Genomic DNA, 19052 nt, shown 5'->3' with positions numbered 1-19052 from the left:
TCAGCCCACCACCCGACCGTTGACGACGACCCGGCGCGGTGCCGCGAGGACACGGACGTCCGCGCGCGGGTCCTCGCCGTAGACGACGAGGTCCGCCGGGGCGCCCTCCTCCAGGGACGGGCGGCCGAGCCAGGCCCTCGCCCCCCAGGCGGTCGCGGCGAGCGCGTCGATCGGCGGGATGCCGGCCCGGGTCAGCTCCTCGACCTCCTCGGCGACGAGCCCGTGCGCGAGGGAACCGCCCGCGTCGGTGCCCACGAAGACCGGGACGCCCGCGTCGAAGGCGGCGCGCACGGTGTCGTACCGGCGCTCGTGCAGTCGGCGCATATGGGCCGACCAGCGGGGGAACTTCTCCTGGCCGCCGTCGGCGAGGTGCGGGAAGGTCGCGATGTTGACCAGGGTGGGGACGATGGCGACGCCCCGCTCGGCGAACAGCGGGATCGTGTCCTCGGTGAGCCCGGTGGCGTGTTCGACGCAGTCGATCCCGGCCTCGACGAGGTCGCGCAGCGAGTCCTCCGCGAAGCAGTGCGCGGTGACGCGGGCGCCGAGCCGGTGCGCCTCCGCGATGGCCGCCTCGACCTCGGCCCGCGGCCAGCAGGCGGTGAGGTCGCCCACCTCGCGGTCGATCCAGTCGCCGACGAGCTTGACCCAGCCGTCACCGCGCCGGGCCTCGCGGCCGACGTACGCCACGAGGTCGGCGGGCTCGATCTCGTGGGCGTAGTTGCGGATGTAGCGGCGGGTGCGGGCGATGTGCCGGCCCGCGCGGATGATCTTCGGCAGGTCCTCGCGCCCGTCGATCCAGCGGGTGTCGGAGGGCGACCCGGCGTCCCGGATGAGCAGGGTGCCCGCGTCCCGGTCGGTGAGGGCCTGCTTCTCGCTGGTGGCGTCGTCGACGGGGCCGTGCCGGTCGAGGCCGACGTGGCAGTGGGCGTCGACGAGTCCGGGCAGCACCCAGCCCTCGACGGTGACCGCCTCGGCGGCGGGCCGGTCGAAGGTGATCCGCCCGTCGACGCACCACAGTTCGTCCCGTACGTCCTCGGGGCCGACGAGCACCCGCCCCTTCACGTGCAGCACCGCGTGATCGCTCATGCCTGCACTGTACGAGGGCCGGCACCCGGCGGAGAGCCCGGCCCCGGAGGCTTCCGGGCGGCCGCCGCGGGAGGCGCCTCGGTACCCTGAGCGGGAGCTCACCCGCACCGCACCGAGTCGAAGAAGGCACCGCCGTGACCGTCACACATCCGCTCCTGGACCTGGCCCCGCTGACCGCCGCGCACTTCGCGTCGATCGAGCGGCGGGTGGCCGCGCTGCTCTCCACGGAGCAGGACGTGGTGATCGCCCAGGGCGAGGCGCTGCTCCCGCTGGAGGGGTGCATCCGCAGTGGCGCGCGGGCCGGTTCGACCGCGCTGAACGTCGTCACCGGTCCGTACGGGCAGACCTTCGGCAACTGGCTGCGGGACTGCGGCGCGACCGTCGTCGACCTGGAGGTGCCGTTCCACACCGCCGTGACGGCGGAGCAGGTGGAGCGGGCGCTCGCCCAGCACCCGGAGATCGACTTCGTGTCCCTGGTGCACGCCGAGGCGGCGACCGGCAACACCAACCCGGTGGCGGAGATCGGCGAGGTCGTACGGGCGCACGGCGCGCTGTTCTACCTGGACGCGGTGGCGTCGATCGGCGCCGAGCCGGTACTGCCGGACGCGTGGGGCGTGGACATGTGCATCATCGGCGCGCAGAAGGCGATGGGCGGTCCGGCGGGGGTGTCGGCGGTGTCGGTGAGCGCGCGGGCCTGGGAGCGGTTCGCCGCCAACCCGGCCGCGCCGCGCCGCTCGTACCTCTCCCTCCTCGACTGGAAGGAGCGGTGGATCGACGGCGGCCGGAAGACGCTGCTCCACGCGCCCGCGCAGCTGGAGATGCTGGCTCTGGAAGCGTGTGTGGAGCGGATCGAGGCGGAGGGCCTGGACGCCCTGATGGCGCGGCACGCCTCCGCGGCGGCGGCGACCCGGGCGGGCGCGACGGCGCTCGGTGGCGGTCTCGAACCGTACGTGTACGAGGCGAAGGACGCGGCCCCGGTCGCGACGACGCTGCGTACCCCGGCCGGGGTGGACGCCTCGGAGCTGGTGGCGAAGGCGCTGGCCGCCGACCCGTCGCTGCCGCTGATCGCGGGCGGCGGGGCGCTCGCCTCGGAGATGATCCGGGTCAACCACTACGGGGTGGACGCGACGCCGGGTGCCGTGCAGTCCTCGCTCGCCGCCCTGGGCGCGGCGCTCGGCGGGACGGGCCGCGCGGTGGACCTGGAGGGGGCACGCCGGGCGGTCACGGAGGCGTGGGCCTGACCCGCGCTACGGGGAGGGGCGGGGCCCGCCGATGCCCGGGCCCCGCCCCTTCGCGGGCGGGTCCGCTGGGCGGAGCCGCCCCGGGGCGTGCTCAGCCCCCCAGGACGTTCAGGGTCCGGTCCACGTCCGCCGCCGTGTTGTACAGGTGGAAGGACGCGCGCAGGTTGCCCGCGCGGGCGGAGAGCAGGATGCCGGCCCGGCGCAGGGTGTCCGCGCGGTCCCCGAGGCCGGGGACGGCGACGACCGTCGAGTCGTCCATGACCGGCTGGTGGCCCAGGGCGAGGAGCCCGGTGCGGAAGCGGGCCGCGAGCCCCTTGTCGTGGGCCTCGATCCGCTCGATGCCGATCTCCTCGAGCAGGGTGAGGGAGCGGGCCGCCCCGTGGTACGAGAGGAAGGCCGCGGGCTCGTCGAAGCGGCGTGCGGTGCGGGCCAGTTCGCGGACCGGGCCGTAGCTGTTCACCCACAGCTCCTCGCCCGCCACCCAGTTGGCGTGGATGGCGAGGAGCGAGTCCTGTGCCTCCTCGGTGACGGTGAGGAAGGACGCTCCGCGCGGGCAGAGCAGGTACTTGTAGCCGCCGGCGACCGTGTAGTCCCACTCCCCCGCGCGCAGCGGCAGCCATCCCGCCGACTGGGTGGCGTCGAGGAGCGTACGGGCGCCGTGGGCGGCGGCCGCGGCCCGGATCGCCGGGAAGTCGGCCGTCCTGCCGTCCGCCGACTGCACGGCGGAGAAGGCGACGAGCGCGGTCTCGGGGCGGACGGACGCGGCGAGGCGCTCCAGGGGCACGAAGCGGGTCTTGAGGTCGCCGCGGACCGTGAAGGGCGTGATGACGGAGGAGAAGTCGCCCTCGGGGAAGAGGATCTCGGCTCCGGCGGGCATCGACTGCGCGATCAGCCCGCAGTGGACGGCGACCGAACTGCCGACGGCGACGCGCTCGTGCGAGACCCCGGCGAGGCGGGCGAAGGCGGCACGCGCCTCGTCGACCATGCCGAAGTCTCCGGCGCCGTCGGGCCGGCCGTCGGCGGTCTCCTCGGCGAGGAGCGTCACGGCCTCGACGGTCCGGCGGGGCAGCAGCCCGCAGGCCGAGGTGTTCAGATAGGTCTGCTTGGGCGCGAACTCGGCGCCGCCGAGGGGCTGGTCAAGGGAATCCATGCCCTCACCCTGGATTCCCCACGATCGCCCGTCAATGGCGATCCGATCACGGGGAGACCCAAGGCGCGCTTATCTTCGCAGGTCAGAGGGGCAGGTCGGCCGGTCAGGCCCCCGGGACCTCACAGGAGCCGTCCGGGCCGCAGACGTCCGCGTCGGAACCGACCGGCTGGAGGACACGGCCCTGCCAGGCCTGCTCCAGGGCCTGCGTGAAGACCTCGGCGGGCTGGCCGCCGGAGATGCCGTAACGGCGGTCGAGGACGAAGAACGGCACACCGTTGGCACCGAGTTCGGCGGCCTCGCGCTCGTCCTCGCGTACGGCCTCGGCGTACGCGGAGTCGTCGGCGAGCACGGCCCGGACCTCGGCCTCGTCGAGACCGGCCTCGACGCCGAGCGCCACCAGGGTCTCCGGGTCGAAGACGGAGCGCTCCTCGGCGAAGTTGGCGCGGTAGGCCAGGTCGAGGAGCTCGTTCTGGCGGCCCCGGTCCTTGGCGAGGTGGAGCAGCCGGTGGATGTCGAAGGTGCTGCCGTGGTCGCGGCCCTCGGTGCGGTAGCCGAGGCCCTCGGAGTGCGCGTTCGACGCGACGTGCGCCTCCATGGCGCGGGCCTCGTCGAGCGTACGGCCGTACTTCCTGGCCAGCATCTCCAGGACGGGACCGCTGTCCCCCTTGGCGCGGTTCGGGTCGAGCTCGAAGGAGCGGTGCACGACCTCGACGTCGTCGCGGTGGGCGAACTCCGCGAGCCCCTTCTCGAAACGGGCCTTGCCGATGTAGCACCAGGGGCAGGCGATGTCGCTCCAGATCTCGACGCGCATGTGTGGCTTCTCTCCGAGGTGTGCCGGTGGGGTGTTCGGTCGCGACAACGTCTCCACCGGCCGCGTTCATTCCGTTTCGGGACCCGGTGTGAGCCGGAGCACGAGGTGGCGGGCCTGGAGGGGCGCCGCCGCGCGGCCGGCCGTGTCGGCTCGGGGCCGCGGGACGGCTCGCTCGCGCCGGTGGTCGCCGGGGCCTTCGACGGTCCGGAGCGGATCAGCGACGTCCGTCGGCCGAGGGAGTCCCGCACGCGCCTCGGGAGCGCCGTGCCGCGTGCGGGTCCTGACGCCGGGAGGGGAGCCCTCAGCGCCTCGGCAGTCCCAGCGGGTTGCCGTCACGCAGTTCCGGCGGGAGCAGGGGGTCGGGGGTCGACTGGTAGGTGACCGGGCGGAGCCAGCGCTCGATGGCGGTCGCGCCGACCGAGGTGGAGGTGGAGGTGGTGGCCGGGTAGGGGCCGCCGTGGTGCTGGGCCTGGGCGACGGCCACGCCGGTGGGCCACCCGTTGACGAGGACGCGGCCGGCGAGCGGGGTCAGTTCCGCGAGGAGCGAGGCGGCGTCGGCGTCCTCGGCGGCCTCCGTGGCGATGTGGAGGGTGGCGGTGAGGTTGCCGGGCAGCCGGGAGAGGACCTCGGTGATCTCCGTACGGGAGGCGTAGCGGGCGACGACGGTGACCGGGCCGAAGCACTCCTCCAGGAGCAGGTCGTGCCGGTCGTCCTCGGTGAGCAGCGCGGCGTCGACGGCGAGGACTCCGGCGCTGACCGTGTGCGCCTCGGCCGCGCCGGGGGCGACGGGGGTCCGTACTCCGGTGAGCGCGGCGCGCTCGGTGACGCCGGCGACGAAGGCGTCCCGCATCCGCCGGTCGAGCATGACGCCCGGTCCGGCCGCGGAGACCCCGGCGGCGAGGGCGTCGAGGAAGCGGTCGCCCGCCTCACCCGTGGGGGCCAGGACGAAGCCGGGCTTGGTGCAGAACTGGCCCGCGCCCAGGGTCATGGAGCCGGCGAGGCCGGTGCCGATCTCCTCGGCCCGCTCCTCGGTCGCCGCGGTGGTGAGCACGACCGGGTTGAGCGAGCCGAGTTCGCCGTGGAAGGGGATGGGGACGGGACGGGCGGCGGCCGCGTCGAAGAGGGCCCGGCCGCCGCGTACCGAGCCGGTGAAGCCGGCCGCGGCGACGAGCGGGTGGCGGACGAGTGCCACGCCCGCGTCGAAGCCGTGGACGAGGACGACGACGTCCTCGGGGAGACCTGCCTTGGCGGCGGCGCCGCGCAGCAGGGAGGCGCAGAGTTCCGAGGTGGCCGGGTGGTCGGGGTGGGCCTTGACCACCACGGGGCAGCCGGCCGCGAGGGCGCTCGCGGTGTCGCCGCCGGGGACGGAGAAGGCGAGCGGGAAGTTGCTGGCGGCGTAGACGGCGACGACACCGAGCGGGATCTTCCAGCGGCGCATGTCGGGCCGGGGCGGGGTGGCGTCGGGGTCGGGCGCGTCGATCCGGATGTCGAGGAAGGAGCCCTCGTCGACGACGTCGGCGAAGGCGCGCAACTGGGCGGTGGTACGCGCGAGTTCGCCGGTGAGGCGGACCGGCCCGAGGGCGGTCTCGGCGTCGGCCGTCTCGACGATCCGCTCGCGCGCCCCGTCGAGGACGTCGGCCGCGGTACGGAGGAAGGAGGCGCGTACGGTCCGGTCGGCGAGGCTCTCGCGGACGTCGTGGGCGGCCCGTACGGACCGGTCGACGTCCTCCGCCGCGGCCTCCACCGCCACCCGTTCGCGCGGCTTCCCCGTCCGGGGGTCCACACTCCACACTGGTTCTGCCGACACCGCCACGCCCCTGTTCGCTATTCTGAACACAGTTCCCGTAGATGAACGTTCTCCACGGGACTCTAGGGACGGCCGGGCCGTCTCCACAAGGGGCCCCGCTCAGCCAGGTGGCCAGCGGACGACCGGACGACGGAAAAGGGGCGAGGGTCATGGCGACTGCCGACATGGGCGGAGCGCAGGTGAAGTCCGCGGTGCGGACCGTGGAGCTGCTGGAGTACTTCGCCGGACGCCCCGGGATGCATTCGCTGGCCGCCGTCCAGGAGGCCGTCGGCTACCCCAAGTCCAGCCTCTACATGCTGCTGCGCACCCTGGTCGAGCTGGGCTGGGTGGAGACGGACGCCACCGGCACGCGGTACGGCATCGGGGTGCGGGCGCTGCTCGTCGGCACCTCGTACATCGACGGCGACGAGGTGGTGGCCGCCTCCCGGCCCACCCTCGACCGGCTCTCCGACGACACCACCGAGACCATCCACCTGGCGCGGCTCGACGGCACCAACGTCGTCTATCTGGCGACCCGCCAGTCCCAGCACTACCTGCGCCCGTTCACCCGCGTCGGGCGCCGGCTGCCCGCGCACTCGACCTCGCTCGGCAAGGCGCTGCTCGCCACCCACACCGACGAGCAGGTGCGCAAGCTGCTGCCGGAGACCCTCCCGGCGCTGACCGAGCACACGATCACCGACCGCGAGCGGCTCATCGAGGAACTGCACGTCATCCGCGAGCAGGGGTTCTCGGTGGACCGCGAGGAGAACACCCTCGGGCTGCGCTGCTTCGGCATCGCGATCCCCTACCGGACCCCGGCGCGGGACGCGATCAGCTGCTCGGTGCCGGTGGCGCGGCTCACCCCGGCCCACGAGCAGATGATCAAGGACGCGCTCTTCGACGCGCGGGACCGGCTGACGCTGGCGACCCGGCGCCTGTGAGCCACCTCGTCACGCGCGGTCGGCGAGCGCCTGCTGCCAGACCGGGCTGTCCACGTAGTGGTTGTCGTACTGCTCCGAGGAGGCCTTGATCTCCTCGAAGCTCGCCTCGCCCCGCATGACCCGGCCCAGCAGGCGCAGGTAGTCGAAACGGGCCATGCCGGGCGTGAAGACGAACAGCACGTCGGCCTCGGCGCCGGGCGCTGCGGCGAAGGCGTGCGGGGTGTGCGGCGGGACGAGGAGGAAGTCGCCCTGCTCCAGGACGGACAGTTCCTCGCCCACCAGGACCTGGAGCGAGCCGCCGAGGACGAAGAACATCTCCGAGGCCCTGGTGTGGAAGTGCGCCGGGGCGCCGACCGCTCCCTTCGCGAAGGAGGAGCGGTAGCTGGTGAGCTGTCCGCCGGTGCTGTCGGAGTCGGCGAGCAGGGTCATCACGCTGCTGGGGTCGGCGGTGGTCTCGGCGTCGGCGGCACGGGTCAGGAGCGGGGCGAAGGTCGCGTTCTCGTTCATGATCACTACTCTAGGCGCCCATTGACCCGCGCATATGGGTCAATTGATCTTCGAAATCATGGGTCAATCCTGGGGCAGCCGAACGCTCGGGGGTCCCCGGGGCGGCCGTCTCCCCCGTGCGGCGGAGGCGGTTCACCACTCGGCATGAGGTGCCGCGGGGGCGGGCGCGGGAGCGTGGCGCCATGACAGAGAACGCTCCCCTTCCCCGCGCCGACCTGCCGTCCCCGCCCCGCCGCCCGAACGCCGCCCGCCGGGCGCTGCGCGGGATCGCGATCCTCGCCTGCGTCCCGTACGTCTCGCTCAAGGTCGCCTGGGTGGCGGGCAGTGAGATCGGCATCCCACCGGGGAGCGCGCTCCTGGAGCACCGGCTGACGCTGGTGATCGCCAACTCGGTGACGGTGGTCGCCGACGCCCTCGTCGTGGTCCTCGCCCTGCTGCTCACCCAGGCCTGGGGGCGGCGGGTCCCCGGCCGGCTGCTCGCCCTCCCCATGTGGGCGGCGACCGGACTGCTCACCCCGATCATGACCGGCTACCCGGCCCAGCTCGCGGTCGCCGCCCTCACCGACGACGGGCGGACGGCCGCGCCCCGCGAACCCTTCCTGGACTCCTGGGTCTTCGGCGTGGTCTACGGCGGTTTCATCCTCCAGGGCCTCGCGCTCGGCGCCCTCTTCCTCCTGTACGCCCGGGACCGCTGGGGCCACCTCTGGAGCGGCCGTCTCGGCGGGCTGTCCTCCCGTACGTCCGGGCCGGGGGTGCGGGCCGTCGCCGTGGCCGGTTCGGTGATCGGGGTCGGGTCCGCCGCGCTCCACCTGCTGTGGGCGGCCGGCGCGACCACCGGGCTGTCCGCCCGGCGGATCGCCGAACGCGACGCCGACTTCCCCGTCCTGGAGGCCCAGGGATTCGTCTTCCCCGCCGTCGCCGTCGTCTTCACGCTCCTCCTGGTCCTGCGCCGGCCCGCCCGGATCCGGATCCGCACCGCGCTCGCCCCGGCCTGGACGGCGTCGGCCGCCGTGGGCTGCTGGGGCGCCTACATGTCGCTCGTCGCCCTGCTGCCGGAGGCCGATCCCACCAAGCACGTCCCCGGACTCGTACAGCTGTCCTACGCTGGCGACATGATCACCGGGTTCCTCCTCGCCGCGTGCGTGGCCGTCTTCCTGCGGCGCCGGAGCGCCGGGGCGTGAGGCGGTGCGCGGTCGCCCTCCTCGGGCAGCGGGCCAGGCGTCGCTGGCTCCATCTGATCGTGGGCGGCGCGCTGTTCATGCCGTTCTGGATGGTCGGCACCCTCGTCATGGGGCCGTGGCTCGACGAGGGCGCCATGTTCTCCGGGGGGCTCCGGGTGCAGTTCGGCGCGTACGCGGTGGGCCTGCCGCTCGTCGCGGTCGGCGCGCTGTTCCCGCCGGCCCGGCCGATGTCGGTGGCGGCGGCGCGGGCACTGTGCGGGGTGGCGCCGCACCGCTTCGCGGACGGTCCCGCCCAGGGTGCGGAGGCGCGGGCGCGGGCGGCGGGCTGGCTGACCCTGCACCTGGGCGCCGGAGCGCTGATCAGCGGGGCGACCCTGGCCCTGCCGCCGTTCGCCGTGTCGGTGATGGCGCTGCCGTTCTCACCGGGGCTGCGGCGATCGGAGCTCGGCCGTCTCTGGGGCCTCGACCGGCCGTGGTGGGACTGGGCGGCGCTCCCGGCGGGGTTCCTCATGCTGCTCGCGCTCGTCGCGGTGGCCGCCGCGACCGGAACCCTGCTCGCCCGGCAGGCGCCCCGGCTGCTCGGGCCGAGTCCGGCGGATCGGCTCGCGGCGGCCGAGCGGCGTGCGGCGGAGGCGGAGTCCCGCAACCGACTCGCCCGTGAGCTGCACGACTCCGTCGGTCACGCGCTGAGCGCCGTCACCCTCCAGGCGGGTGCGGCCCGTCGGGTCCTCGGCGCCGGTGAGGGGGCGGACCTGGAGTTCGTCCGCGAGGCGCTGACCGCGATCGAGGAGACCACCCGGCGTACGGTCGGCGAGCTGGACCGGGCCCTCGGGCTGCTGCGCCGGGGCGAGGAGGTCCAGGAGGGCGTGGGCCCGGGGCTCGACGCCCTGCAGGCCCTGGTGCGGGGCGCGGGGCCCGAGGTGGCGCTGACGGTGTCCGGCGACCTCGCCCCCGTACCGGAGGCGCTGTCCCGGGAGGTGTACCGGATCGTCCAGGAAGGGCTGACGAACGCGGCCCGGCACGCGGGCGGATCGCCCGTCACCCTACGGCTCGACGCCCGAACCGAGAAGGTGGAGATCACCATGGAGAACCCCCTGCCCGAGCGGCCCCCGGTCGCCCGGCCGAACGGCGGGCGCGGACTGCGCGGCGTCGCCGAACGGGCCCGGCTGCTCGGCGGCACCGCCGAGGCCGGTCCGGTGGACGGCGTCTGGCGCCTCGCGGTCAGGATCCCCCGATGAGCGCGCCCGGGGCCGGGGCGCCGGTGATCCGGGTGGTCGTCGCCGACGACGAGCGGATGGTCAGGACGGCCCTGCGGGTCATCCTGGACGCGGAGGCCGGCATCCGGGTCGTCGGCGAGGCGTCCACCGGGGCCGAGGCGGTGTCGGTGGTGCGGGCCGAGCGGCCGGACGTCGTCCTGATGGACGTGCGGATGCCGGAGATCGACGGGATCCGGGCCACCGAGCAGATCCTCGCGGGGATGGCGGAGCCGCCGCGGATCGTGGTGGTGACCACCTTCGAGAACGACTCGTACGTGTACGACGCGCTGCGCGTCGGCGCGGCCGGCTTCCTGCTGAAGCGGGCGGCGGCGGAGGAGCTCGTCGGCGCGGTCCGGCTGGTCGCGCGGAGCGACTCGCTGCTCTACCCGGCGGCGGTACGGGGGCTGGCCGCCGAGCACGCCCGCCACCGGGCGCCGGTGGCGCCGCCGTGGGTGGGGCGTCTGACCGAACGGGAGGCGGAGGTGCTGCGGCTGGTGGCGACGGGCCTGACGAACGCGGAGATCGCGGCCCGGATCGGGATCGGCGCGGCGACGGTGAAGACCCACGTGGCGGCGGTCCTGGCGAAGTCGGGCGCCCGCGACCGTACGCAGGCGGTGATCCTGGCGTACGAGTCGGGTTTCGTACGGGCGGGGTGAGGACGCGGTGGGTCCCGGCCCCCATGGTCCGCAGGTACGCAGGTACGACGAGATGAAGGTTCGCTGAGAAACGGGCCACATCCGGAACGTCCCCCACCGGCCCGTTCGTCCCCACAAGTGCGATGAACAAGACGATCAGGAACACGTCGGTCTTCGTGCTGCTCCTGGTGCTCGCCCTCCTGGGCCGGGCCACCTGGGTGCAGGCATACGAAGGCAAGGCGCTCGCGGACGACTCGAAGAACCGGCGGAAGACGATCGCGCAGTACGCGCAGCCGCTCGGTGACATCGTCGTGGCCGGCTCGCCGGTCACCGGCTCGAAGAAGACGGAGGGAGACGATCTCGCGTACAAGCGCACCTACACGGACGGCGAGCTGTACGCGGCGGTCACCGGCTACAGCTCGCAGGCGTACGGCGCCACGCAGCTCGAGGGCATCTACGGCGACGTCCTCGACGGCACCGACGATCGGCTGAAGAACCCGCTCGACGCCCTCACCCGCAGACAGCAGGAGCCGGGCACGGTCCTCACCACGATCGACCCGGAGGTCCAGAAGGCCGCCTACCGGGCGCTCGGGAACAAGAAGGGCGCGGCCGTCGCCGTCGACCCCGCGACCGGCCGGATCCTCGGCCTGGTCTCGACCCCTTCGTACGATCCGTCGAAGATCGCCGGAACGACGGACGGCGACGCCTGGGAGGCACTGACCACCGACGAGGACAAGCCGATGGTCAACCGGGCCCTGCGCCAGCCGCTGCCGCCCGGCTCCACCTTCAAGCTGGTCGTCGCGGCGGCGGCCCTGGAGAACGGCCTCTACGGGTCGGTGGACACGGCGACGAGGAGCCCCGACCAGTACACCCTGCCGAGCACCCGGACCGTGCTGCGGAACGAGAACGCCTCGGCGCCCTGCGAGAACGCCACGATCCGCACCGCCCTCCGGTACTCCTGCAACAACGTCTTCGCCAAGATGGCGGCCGACCTGGGGCAGGACAGGGTGCGGGCGATGGCGGAGAGGTTCGGCTTCAACGAGGACGAGCTGGACGTGCCGGTCCGGGCGTACGCGAGCGTGTACCCGTCCGGCATGGACAGGGCGCAGACGGCGCTCACCGGCATCGGGCAGTTCGACGTGACCGCCACCCCGCTCCAGATGGCCATGGTGTCGGCGGCGATCGCCAACGACGGTCTCCTCGCGGCCCCGCACCTGGTCTCGAAGGTCGTCGACTCCGACGGCGACGCGCTGACGTCGGTCAAGGACGGGGACACCGAGCGGATCGTCTCCTCCGCGACGGCCGGGCAGCTGCGGAGCGCCATGCGGACCGTCGTCGACGAGGGAACCGGCACCAACGCGGCGATCGCCGGGGTCGAGGTCGGCGGCAAGACGGGCACGGCGCAGCACGGCGAGAACAACAGCAAGACGCCGTACGCCTGGTTCACGTCCTACGCGAAGGCCCCCTCCGACGGGAAGCCCGGGAAGCAGGTCGCCGTCGCGGTGATGATCGAGGACTCGGGCGCGGCCCGCTCCGAGGTCAGCGGCAACGGTCTGGCGGCCCCGGTGGCGCGGAAGATGATGGCGGCGGCGCTGAGGTGAGCCGAGCAGGGTCGGGGCGGGACGGGGCGGGACGGGGGCGGGGTCCGATTGGCCGTCGGGTCCCGTCACACGGTATGCAGGGTCACGCTCGTCCCCGAGCACACATGCGAAACACCCATGCGAACCCCTGATCCTGCTCTCACCTCGCGGAGGACCGCCGTGCGCCTGCCCCGTTCCCTCTCCGGCTGGACCATGGCGGTCTTCGGCCTGCTGGCCGCCGCGCTGGGGGTGGTGGGCCTGGTCGCGCCGGACGCCCTGCTCACGGTGATGGGTTTCGAGCCCGTGCCCGAGGGCGGCCGCGCGGACGGCGACCACACCCTCGTCTTCGTCACGGCGTCCTCGATGGCCGCGCTCAACATGGGCGTCTACTACGTCCTGGCCGCCCTCGCCGACTGGAAGCCCTTCTTCCGCTGGACGGTCCCCTTCCGGCTCCTCACCTGCGCGGTCTTCACCCTCGCGGTCGTCACCGGCCGCGCCCCGGCGGGCTTCCTGGGCGTGGGCCTGTGGGAGGGCCTGGGCGCGGTGGTGACGGGGGCGGCGCTGCGGTACGAGAAGCGGGGAGCGCGGGACACCCCCTGAGGAACCCCTGAGGAACCCCGGGGGAACCGGACGATTCCCTAGGGAAGGTGACCGATCCGCCGGGACCTCCTCAGAGGCCAGCGTGAGGTCATGCGCTGGTATCTGACAGGTGTCGTCGTGTCCGGATTCGGTACGACGGCGATGTGGCTGGTCTCCGGGATCTGGGTGAAGTCCCTGACGGGGTCCGACAGTCTGGCGGCGTTGACCGCCTTCGCCCTGTGGGCGCCCGTCCTCCTCGGGCCGCTGCTCGGCACGCTCGCGGACCGGGTGCGGCGGCGGCCGCTCCTGGTCGTCCTGGACGGGGCGATGGCGGCCCTGCTGCCGCTGCTGCTGTGGGTGGACTCGGCGGACCGCGTGTGGCTGCTGTTCGCGGTGCTCGTCCTGTACGGGGCGCAGGGCGCCGTCCATGAGGCGGCGGAACAGGCCCTGGTCGCGTCCGCCCTCGACGGGAAGCGGCTCGGCGCGTTCAACGGGCTGCGGATGACCGCGAACGAGTCGACGAAGCTGATCGCCCCGCTCGTGGCCGCGGGGCTGTTCGCCCGGTACGGGGGCGGGCCCGTCGCCGTCCTCGACGCGGTGAGCTTCGCGCTCGCGGCGGCCGTGTTCGCGCTGATGCCGGTACGGGAGGCCCGCCAGGACCGGTCGGTGTCCCGGCACTGGTGGCGGGAGACCGTCGAGGGCGTACGGCTGCTGCGGGGGTCGCCGGTGCTGCGGCCGCTCGTGGCGACGGGGGCGTTCACGATGCTGCTCGCCGGGGTGAACGGGGCCGCGGTCCACGCCGTCGTGGACCGGGGGCTCGGGCTCTCCCCCGCGTACGCCGGTGTGCTCTACGCCGTCCAGGGCGCCGGCTCGGTCCTCGCCGGCCTGGTCACCGGCCCGCTGCTGCGCCGGAGGCCGGAACTCGCGCTCGCCGCCGCCGGTCTGGCGCTGTTCGCGGTGGCGGTGGGCGTACGGGCGCTGCCGTACGAGGCGACGGCCCTGGCGGCCGGCGCGGTGATCGGCCTGGGGCTGCCGTGGGTCCTGGTCGCGGTGATCACGGCCGTGCAGCGGGAGGCCCCGGCGGACGCGGTGGGCCGGGTGGCGGCCACCGCGAACACCCTGGTCTTCGCCCCGAACGCCCTGGCCCTCGCGCTCGGCGCCGGCCTGGTCGCCCTGGTCGACATCCGGGTCCTGCTGCCGCTGCTCGCGGTGGCGGGCGCGGGATGGGCGGCGGGACTGACGGCGCGGGGGCGGCGGGGCGGGCGCGCTCCCCGCGAGCCCGGTCGGAGCCGCTCCGGGGCTCCCGCTGACGGAGGCGGTCCCCACTCTCCCGCGCCGCTCGCGGTGCGGGAGGGTCGGCGGGCGGCGAGCATGGAAGGAGGCGCGCGCGGCGGGAGGAGGGCAGTGTGACGGCCGGTTCCTTCCCGGGGGCTGCGGGGCGGGTGGGTGTGCCCCTGGACGGCAGGGGTCTCCTCGACGTGATCGGGGTCGCCGCCATCGTGGTCGACGCGCGGGGCCGGATCGTGCTGTGGAGCCCGCAGGCGGAGGCCCTCTTCGGGTTCAGCGCCGACGAGGCACTCGGCCGGTACGTGGCCCGGCTGATCGTCGGCGAGGAGCACCGGGAGGAGGCGATGCGCCTCTTCGGCGAGGTGCTGCGCGCGGGCACGTCCTGGGCCGGCACCTTCCCCGTGCGGCACAAGGACGGCAGCGTCCGGCGCGTGGAGTTCCGCAACATGCGGCTCACCGACGACCTGGGCGGCCTGTACGCGCTCGGGATCGCCGCCGACCACGCGGCCGTCGAGCGGGTCGAGACCGAGCTCGCCCTCTCCGACCGGCTCGTCTCCCAGTCCCCGATCGGCCTGGCCGTCCTGGACACCGACCTGCGCTACGTCCTGGTCAACCCGATGCTGGAACGGATCAACGGCATCCCGGCGGCGGAGCACATCGGGCGGCGGATCGGCGAGATGCTGCCCCTGGTCGACGCGCCGGCCCTGGAGTCGGCGCTGCGGACCGTCCTGGCCACGGGGACGCCGCTGCTCGACCGGCCCGTCGTCGGGCGGACCCCCGCGGACCCGGACCGCGACCACGCCTGGTCGGTGTCCTTCTACCGGCTCGAAGGGGCCGAGGACCGGGTCCTCGGGGTCGCGGTCTCCGTGATCGACGTGACCGAGCGGCACCGGGCGGACGCGTTGGCGGACCGGTCCCGGCGGCGGCTCGCGCTCATCGCGGACGCCTCGGCCCGGGTGGGCACCACCCTGGAGGTGGAACGGACCGCCGACGAGCTCGCCTCCGTGGTGGTGCCGGAGCTGGCGGACATCGCCGCCGTCGACGTCCTCGACTCCGTCCTCACGCTGCGCAGGCCCGGCGCGCCCGAGCACGGGCCCGAGCTGTTCCGGGCGCTGGCGGTGAAGGCGGGGGCCCAGACGGAGGCGCTGCCGGCGGCGGACCCGCCGGGGGCGGTCGCGATGTACGGGGCGGACCGGCTGGTCACCCGGTGCGTGCACACCGGTATGCCGGTCCTGGTGGAGCACGTCGGTCCCGGCGACCTGTCCCGGATCGCGCGGAGCCCCGAGGCGGCGGAGCAGCTCGCCCGGGCCGGGGTGCATTCGTATCTGGCGGTGCCGCTGATCGCGCGCGGCGAGGTGCTCGGGGCGCTCGACCTCAAGCGGGACCGCAACGTGCTGCCCTTCGACGGCGACGACGTGCTGCTGGCGACGGAGCTCGCGGCGCGGGCGGCGGTCAGCATCGACAACGCGCGCTGGTACCAGAGCGTGCGGAACTCGGCGGTGACGCTCCAGCGCAGTCTGCTGCCCGGCACGCCGCCGGAGCGGGCGGGGCTCGAGGTCGCGGCCCGCTACCAGCCGGCGCAGGCGTCGAGCGAGGTCGGCGGCGACTGGTACGACGTGATCCCGCTGCCCGACGGCAAGACGGCCCTCGTCGTGGGGGACGTCATGGGCAGCGGCATCGACGCGGCCGCGACGATGGGGCGGCTGCGGACCGCGACCTGCGCCTTCGCGGACCTCGATCTCGCGCCCGCCCAGGTGCTGCGTCATCTGGACCGGATCACGGCGGGCCTGGAGCACTACATCGCGACCTGTCTGTTCGCCGTGCACGACCCGGCCCGCGGCCGGTGCCGGATCTCGAACGCGGGCCATCTGCCGCCGGTACGGGTCCCCGTGGACGGACCGGCCGAGCTGGTGGGCGTGCCGCCGGGGCTGCCGCTCGGGGTGGGCGGTGCCACGTTCCGTACGACCCGGGTGTCCTTCCGGCCCGGAGACGTGCTCGTGCTGTACACGGACGGTCTTGTCGAGACCCGCGACGAGGCCATCGACGACCGGCTCGCGCTGCTCGTGGGCCTCCTCGACGAGGCGCGCGGGCCCCTTGAGGAGACCTGTGACCTGCTGCTGCGGGCGCTGCGGCGGCCGGGTGCCGCGGACGACGTGGCGCTGCTCATCGCACGGAGCACGGGATGACGGCCCGGGACCGGCGCGCCGCCGGCGCCCACCGGGCCGTGGGACGCGACCGGCGGCGGCCGCGGGAGGGCAGGACCGGGCTCCGGAGTGTCGCCGGGCAGGTGTTCGCCCTGGAGGCGCTGATCGCGCTCCTGGTGATCGCGGCGGCCGTGTTCGTGACCCTGCACCAGGCGCGGAACGACACCGAGCACGACGCCCGGATCCGTTCGCTCGCGGTCGCGGAGGCCTTCGCGAAGTCACCCGGCGTCGACGAGGCGCTGGCCTCGCGCGATCCGACGGCGGAGCTCCAGGACCGGGCGGAGGCCACCCGGCGGGCGACGGGGGTGGACTTCATCGCGGTCCTGAGCCCGACCGGGGTGCGGTACACCGACTCGCAGCCGGAGCTGATCGGCCGCAGGGCGACCGGTGACCTCACGCGCGCGACGGTGGACGGCGAGTCCTTCACCGAGATGTTCCGGGGCGCCCCCAACGACGCCGTGCGGGCCGTGGTCCCCGTGGTGGACGAGCGGGGCCGGATCGTCGGCCTGGTCACCAGCGGCGTCGAGCTGGAGAGCGTCGCCGACGCGGTGGAGGGGCGGCTGCCGCTGCTCGCGGGCGCGGCGGGAGGCGCGCTGGTGGTCGCCGTGGGCGGGGCCGCCCTGGTGAGCCGGCGGCTGCGACGCCAGACGCACGGTCTCGGTCCCGCCGAGATGACCCGGATGAAGGAGCACCACGAGGCGGTCCTGCACGCGGTGCGCGAAGGGGTCCTGATCGTGGGCGGCGACCGTCGGCTGCTGCTGGCCAACGACGAGGCGCGCCGGCTGCTCGGTCTGACGGCGGACGCGGAGCGGCTGCACGTGTCGGAGCTCGGGCTCGACCCGAGGACGGTCGAGCTCCTGGAGTCGGGCCGGTCGGCGACGGACGAGGTGCACCGGGCCGGCGACCGGCTGCTCGCGGTGAGCGTGCGGCCCACGATCCCGGACGGGCACGAGTCCGGCTGCGTGATGACGATGCGGGACACCACCGAGCTGGCCGCGCTCACCGGCCGTGCGGCCGTGGCCCGTGGCCGGCTCCAGCTGCTGTACGAGGCGGGGGTGCGGATCGGGACGACGCTGGAGGTCGTACGGACGGCGGAGGAGCTGGCGGAGGTGGCGGTGCCGCGGTTCGCGGACTTCGCGACGGTGGAGCTGCTGGAGCCGGTGCTGCGCGGCGAGGAGCCGCCGGGGTCCGCGGCGGCGACGACGGAGATGCGGCGGACGGCGCTGAGCGGGCTGCGTCCCGACCAGCCGCTCCAGCCGGTCGGGGACGTCGTGCGGTTCGACGTCCCCAGCACCCCGATGGCGAGGGCGCTCGGCGCGGGCCACGCGGTGGTGGAGGCGGAGCTGGCGGCGGCGGAGGGCTGGCGGGCGCAGGACCCGGAGGGGGCGGCGCGGGCCCTCGCCTTCGGGATGCACTCGCTGCTCACGGTGCCGCTCCTGGCGCGCGGGGTGGTCCTGGGGATGGCCAACTTCTGGCGCGCCGACACCCCGGAGCCGTTCGGGGAGGAGGACCTGTCGTTCGCGGAGGAGCTGGCGGCGCGGGCGGCGGTCGCGATCGACAACGCGCGCCGGTTCACCCGGGAGCACACGATGGCGGTGACGCTCCAGCGGAGCCTGCTGCCGCGGGTGCTGCCCGAGCAGAGCGCGGTGGACGTGGCGTACCGCTATCTCCCGGCGAAGGCGGGCGTCGGCGGTGACTGGTTCGACGTGATCCCGCTGCCGGGGGCGCGGGTGGCGCTGGTGGTGGGGGACGTGGTGGGGCACGGGCTGCACGCGGCGGCGACCATGGGCCGGCTGCGGACGGCGGTGCACAACTTCTCGACGCTGGACGTGCCGCCGGACGAGCTGCTCGGGCATCTCGACGAGCTGACGGCCCGGATCGACGACCGGTCGGAGGGTCCGGAGGGCGAGGGGCGGCGGCGTGAGGAGGGCATCACCGGCGCGACCTGCCTGTACGCGATCTACGATCCGGCGTCCGGGCTGTGCACGGTGGCGAGCGCGGGCCATCCGGGGCCGGCCCTCGTGGGTCCCGACGGGCGGGTCGAGTTCCCCGAGCTCGCGCCGGGGCTGCCGCTGGGGCTCGGCCTGGGTGACGTGCCGTTCGAGACGACGGAGCTGCGGCTGACGGAGGGGAGCAAGCTGGTCCTCTACACGGACGGGCTCCTGGAGGACCGGGGCCGGGACCTGGACACGGGGCTCGGGCTCCTGCGGTCCACACTGGCCCGTCCGGACCGGACCCCGGAGCAGATCTGCGCGGATGTGCTGGCGACGCTGCTCTCGCCCTCGCCGCGCGACGACATCGCGCTGCTGGTGGCCCGGACGCGGCTCCTCGACCGGGACCGGATCGCCGAGTGGGAGGTGGCGCGGGACCCGTCGGCGGTGTCGCCGGTACGGAACGCGGCGGCGGCGAAGCTGGCGGAGTGGGGGCTGGGCGAGCTGGCGTTCACGGCGGAGCTGATCCTCAGCGAGCTGATCACGAACGCGGTGCGGTACGGGGCCGATCCGGTACGGGTACGGCTGCTCCACGACCGGACGCTGATCTGCGAGGTGTCGGACGCCAGCAGCACCTCCCCGCATCTGCGGCACGCGGCGACGACGGACGAGGGCGGGCGCGGGCTGTATCTGGTGGCGCAGTACGCGGAGAGCTGGGGCACCCGGTACGCCCGGCGCGGCAAGACGATCTGGGCGGAGCTGCGGCCGGGCGCGGCGGGTGAGCCGGCGCCGGCGGCGCTGCCGGACATGGACGCGCTGGAGGACCTGGCCTGGTGAGGGGGCGCCCCGCCGCCGGGAACGGCACGCGGCGGGGCGC

15 protein-coding genes are annotated in these 19052 nt (G+C 74.6%); 10 read left to right on the top strand and 5 right to left on the bottom strand.

Going from position 1 to position 19052, the window contains the following annotated elements; all coding sequences use genetic code 11:
• Positions 1 to 1086 carry an amidohydrolase family protein gene (locus ACFWV2_RS26925; protein WP_384408609.1) on the bottom strand — a complete coding sequence of 362 codons (1086 nt, stop codon included), beginning with the start codon at positions 1084 to 1086 and terminating at the stop codon, positions 1 to 3.
• Positions 1087 to 1220: 134 nt separating this feature from the next.
• Between ACFWV2_RS26925 and ACFWV2_RS26920 the strand changes: the two genes are divergently transcribed.
• The gene (locus ACFWV2_RS26920) at positions 1221 to 2327 is read left to right on the top strand and encodes a pyridoxal-phosphate-dependent aminotransferase family protein (RefSeq protein WP_384408607.1); all 1107 of its coding nucleotides are present in this window, start codon (positions 1221 to 1223) and stop codon (positions 2325 to 2327) included.
• Positions 2328 to 2418: 91 nt separating this feature from the next.
• Here ACFWV2_RS26920 and ACFWV2_RS26915 read toward each other — a convergent pair whose 3' ends face one another.
• The 3 genes from ACFWV2_RS26915 to ACFWV2_RS26905 all read right to left on the bottom strand — a co-directional run bounded on the left by ACFWV2_RS26915 (position 2419) and on the right by ACFWV2_RS26905 (position 6095).
• Positions 2419 to 3477, bottom strand: coding sequence for an aminotransferase class V-fold PLP-dependent enzyme (locus ACFWV2_RS26915; RefSeq protein ID WP_384408605.1), 1059 nt, complete (start codon positions 3475 to 3477; stop codon positions 2419 to 2421).
• A gap of 103 nt (positions 3478 to 3580) precedes the next feature.
• On the bottom strand, positions 3581 to 4288 hold the full coding sequence (locus ACFWV2_RS26910) for a DsbA family oxidoreductase (protein ID WP_384408603.1): 708 nt from the start codon (positions 4286 to 4288) through the stop codon (positions 3581 to 3583).
• Between the two features lie 301 nt (positions 4289 to 4589).
• Positions 4590 to 6095 carry an aldehyde dehydrogenase (NADP(+)) gene (locus ACFWV2_RS26905; protein ID WP_384408601.1) on the bottom strand — a complete coding sequence of 502 codons (1506 nt, stop codon included), beginning with the start codon at positions 6093 to 6095 and terminating at the stop codon, positions 4590 to 4592.
• A 149-nt stretch (positions 6096 to 6244) separates the two neighbouring features.
• Here ACFWV2_RS26905 and ACFWV2_RS26900 point away from each other — a divergent pair, with 149 nt between their 5' ends.
• A complete protein-coding gene (locus tag ACFWV2_RS26900) occupies positions 6245 to 7015 on the top strand; it encodes an IclR family transcriptional regulator (RefSeq protein WP_384408599.1) in 771 nt (256 codons plus the stop codon).
• 9 nt (positions 7016 to 7024) lie between these two features.
• On the opposite strand, the gene ACFWV2_RS26895 is transcribed toward ACFWV2_RS26900, so the two are convergent.
• Positions 7025 to 7522, bottom strand: coding sequence for a cupin domain-containing protein (locus ACFWV2_RS26895; protein WP_384408597.1), 498 nt, complete (start codon positions 7520 to 7522; stop codon positions 7025 to 7027).
• A gap of 182 nt (positions 7523 to 7704) precedes the next feature.
• Here ACFWV2_RS26895 and ACFWV2_RS26890 point away from each other — a divergent pair, with 182 nt between their 5' ends.
• The 8 genes from ACFWV2_RS26890 to ACFWV2_RS26855 all read left to right on the top strand — a co-directional run bounded on the left by ACFWV2_RS26890 (position 7705) and on the right by ACFWV2_RS26855 (position 19012).
• The gene (locus ACFWV2_RS26890; protein ID WP_384408595.1) at positions 7705 to 8703 is read left to right on the top strand and encodes a hypothetical protein; all 999 of its coding nucleotides are present in this window, start codon (positions 7705 to 7707) and stop codon (positions 8701 to 8703) included.
• Positions 8700 to 9941, top strand: a complete 1242-nt coding sequence (locus ACFWV2_RS26885; RefSeq protein ID WP_384408593.1) for a sensor histidine kinase — start codon at positions 8700 to 8702, stop codon at positions 9939 to 9941. The genes ACFWV2_RS26890 and ACFWV2_RS26885 overlap by 4 nt, the downstream gene beginning before the upstream one ends.
• Positions 9938 to 10615 (top strand): response regulator, encoded by a 678-nt coding sequence (locus ACFWV2_RS26880; protein WP_384408591.1) that lies wholly within the window; start codon positions 9938 to 9940, stop codon positions 10613 to 10615. The genes ACFWV2_RS26885 and ACFWV2_RS26880 overlap by 4 nt, the downstream gene beginning before the upstream one ends.
• A gap of 122 nt (positions 10616 to 10737) precedes the next feature.
• Positions 10738 to 12195: a peptidoglycan D,D-transpeptidase FtsI family protein gene (locus ACFWV2_RS26875; RefSeq protein WP_384408589.1), complete on the top strand. Its 1458-nt coding sequence runs from the start codon at positions 10738 to 10740 to the stop codon at positions 12193 to 12195.
• 192 nt (positions 12196 to 12387) lie between these two features.
• A complete protein-coding gene (locus tag ACFWV2_RS26870) occupies positions 12388 to 12774 on the top strand; it encodes a hypothetical protein (protein WP_384408708.1) in 387 nt (128 codons plus the stop codon).
• 90 nt (positions 12775 to 12864) lie between these two features.
• Positions 12865 to 14163 carry an MFS transporter gene (locus tag ACFWV2_RS26865; RefSeq protein ID WP_384408587.1) on the top strand — a complete coding sequence of 433 codons (1299 nt, stop codon included), beginning with the start codon at positions 12865 to 12867 and terminating at the stop codon, positions 14161 to 14163.
• Positions 14160 to 16226 (top strand): SpoIIE family protein phosphatase, encoded by a 2067-nt coding sequence (locus ACFWV2_RS26860; RefSeq protein ID WP_384408585.1) that lies wholly within the window; start codon positions 14160 to 14162, stop codon positions 16224 to 16226. The genes ACFWV2_RS26865 and ACFWV2_RS26860 overlap by 4 nt, the downstream gene beginning before the upstream one ends.
• Positions 16223 to 19012: a SpoIIE family protein phosphatase gene (locus ACFWV2_RS26855; RefSeq protein ID WP_384408583.1), complete on the top strand. Its 2790-nt coding sequence runs from the start codon at positions 16223 to 16225 to the stop codon at positions 19010 to 19012. The genes ACFWV2_RS26860 and ACFWV2_RS26855 overlap by 4 nt, the downstream gene beginning before the upstream one ends.
• The last annotated feature ends 40 nt before the right edge of the window (positions 19013 to 19052 follow it).

The organism is Streptomyces sp. NPDC058671 (genome assembly GCF_042716475.1).
GTDB lineage: Bacteria > Actinomycetota > Actinomycetes > Streptomycetales > Streptomycetaceae > Streptomyces.
Note: the sequence above shows the minus strand (reverse complement) of the source record. Positions and strands in the feature narration are given on the sequence as shown.

What these genes read in the sequence shown, in the direction of transcription:
- ACFWV2_RS26870 (WP_384408708.1), top strand. Translation starts at nt 12,388, where the DNA reads ATGGCGGTCTTCGGCCTGCTGGCCGCCGCGCTGGGGGTGGTGGGCCTG.
- ACFWV2_RS26925 (WP_384408609.1), bottom strand. Translation starts at nt 1,086, where the DNA reads ATGAGCGATCACGCGGTGCTGCACGTGAAGGGGCGGGTGCTCGTCGGC.
- ACFWV2_RS26890 (WP_384408595.1), top strand. Translation starts at nt 7,705, where the DNA reads ATGACAGAGAACGCTCCCCTTCCCCGCGCCGACCTGCCGTCCCCGCCC.
- ACFWV2_RS26915 (WP_384408605.1), bottom strand. Translation starts at nt 3,477, where the DNA reads ATGGATTCCCTTGACCAGCCCCTCGGCGGCGCCGAGTTCGCGCCCAAG.
- ACFWV2_RS26865 (WP_384408587.1), top strand. Translation starts at nt 12,865, where the DNA reads ATGCGCTGGTATCTGACAGGTGTCGTCGTGTCCGGATTCGGTACGACG.
- ACFWV2_RS26875 (WP_384408589.1), top strand. Translation starts at nt 10,738, where the DNA reads ATGAACAAGACGATCAGGAACACGTCGGTCTTCGTGCTGCTCCTGGTG.
- ACFWV2_RS26900 (WP_384408599.1), top strand. Translation starts at nt 6,245, where the DNA reads ATGGCGACTGCCGACATGGGCGGAGCGCAGGTGAAGTCCGCGGTGCGG.
- ACFWV2_RS26910 (WP_384408603.1), bottom strand. Translation starts at nt 4,288, where the DNA reads ATGCGCGTCGAGATCTGGAGCGACATCGCCTGCCCCTGGTGCTACATC.
- ACFWV2_RS26880 (WP_384408591.1), top strand. Translation starts at nt 9,938, where the DNA reads ATGAGCGCGCCCGGGGCCGGGGCGCCGGTGATCCGGGTGGTCGTCGCC.
- ACFWV2_RS26855 (WP_384408583.1), top strand. Translation starts at nt 16,223, where the DNA reads ATGACGGCCCGGGACCGGCGCGCCGCCGGCGCCCACCGGGCCGTGGGA.
- ACFWV2_RS26895 (WP_384408597.1), bottom strand. Translation starts at nt 7,522, where the DNA reads ATGAACGAGAACGCGACCTTCGCCCCGCTCCTGACCCGTGCCGCCGAC.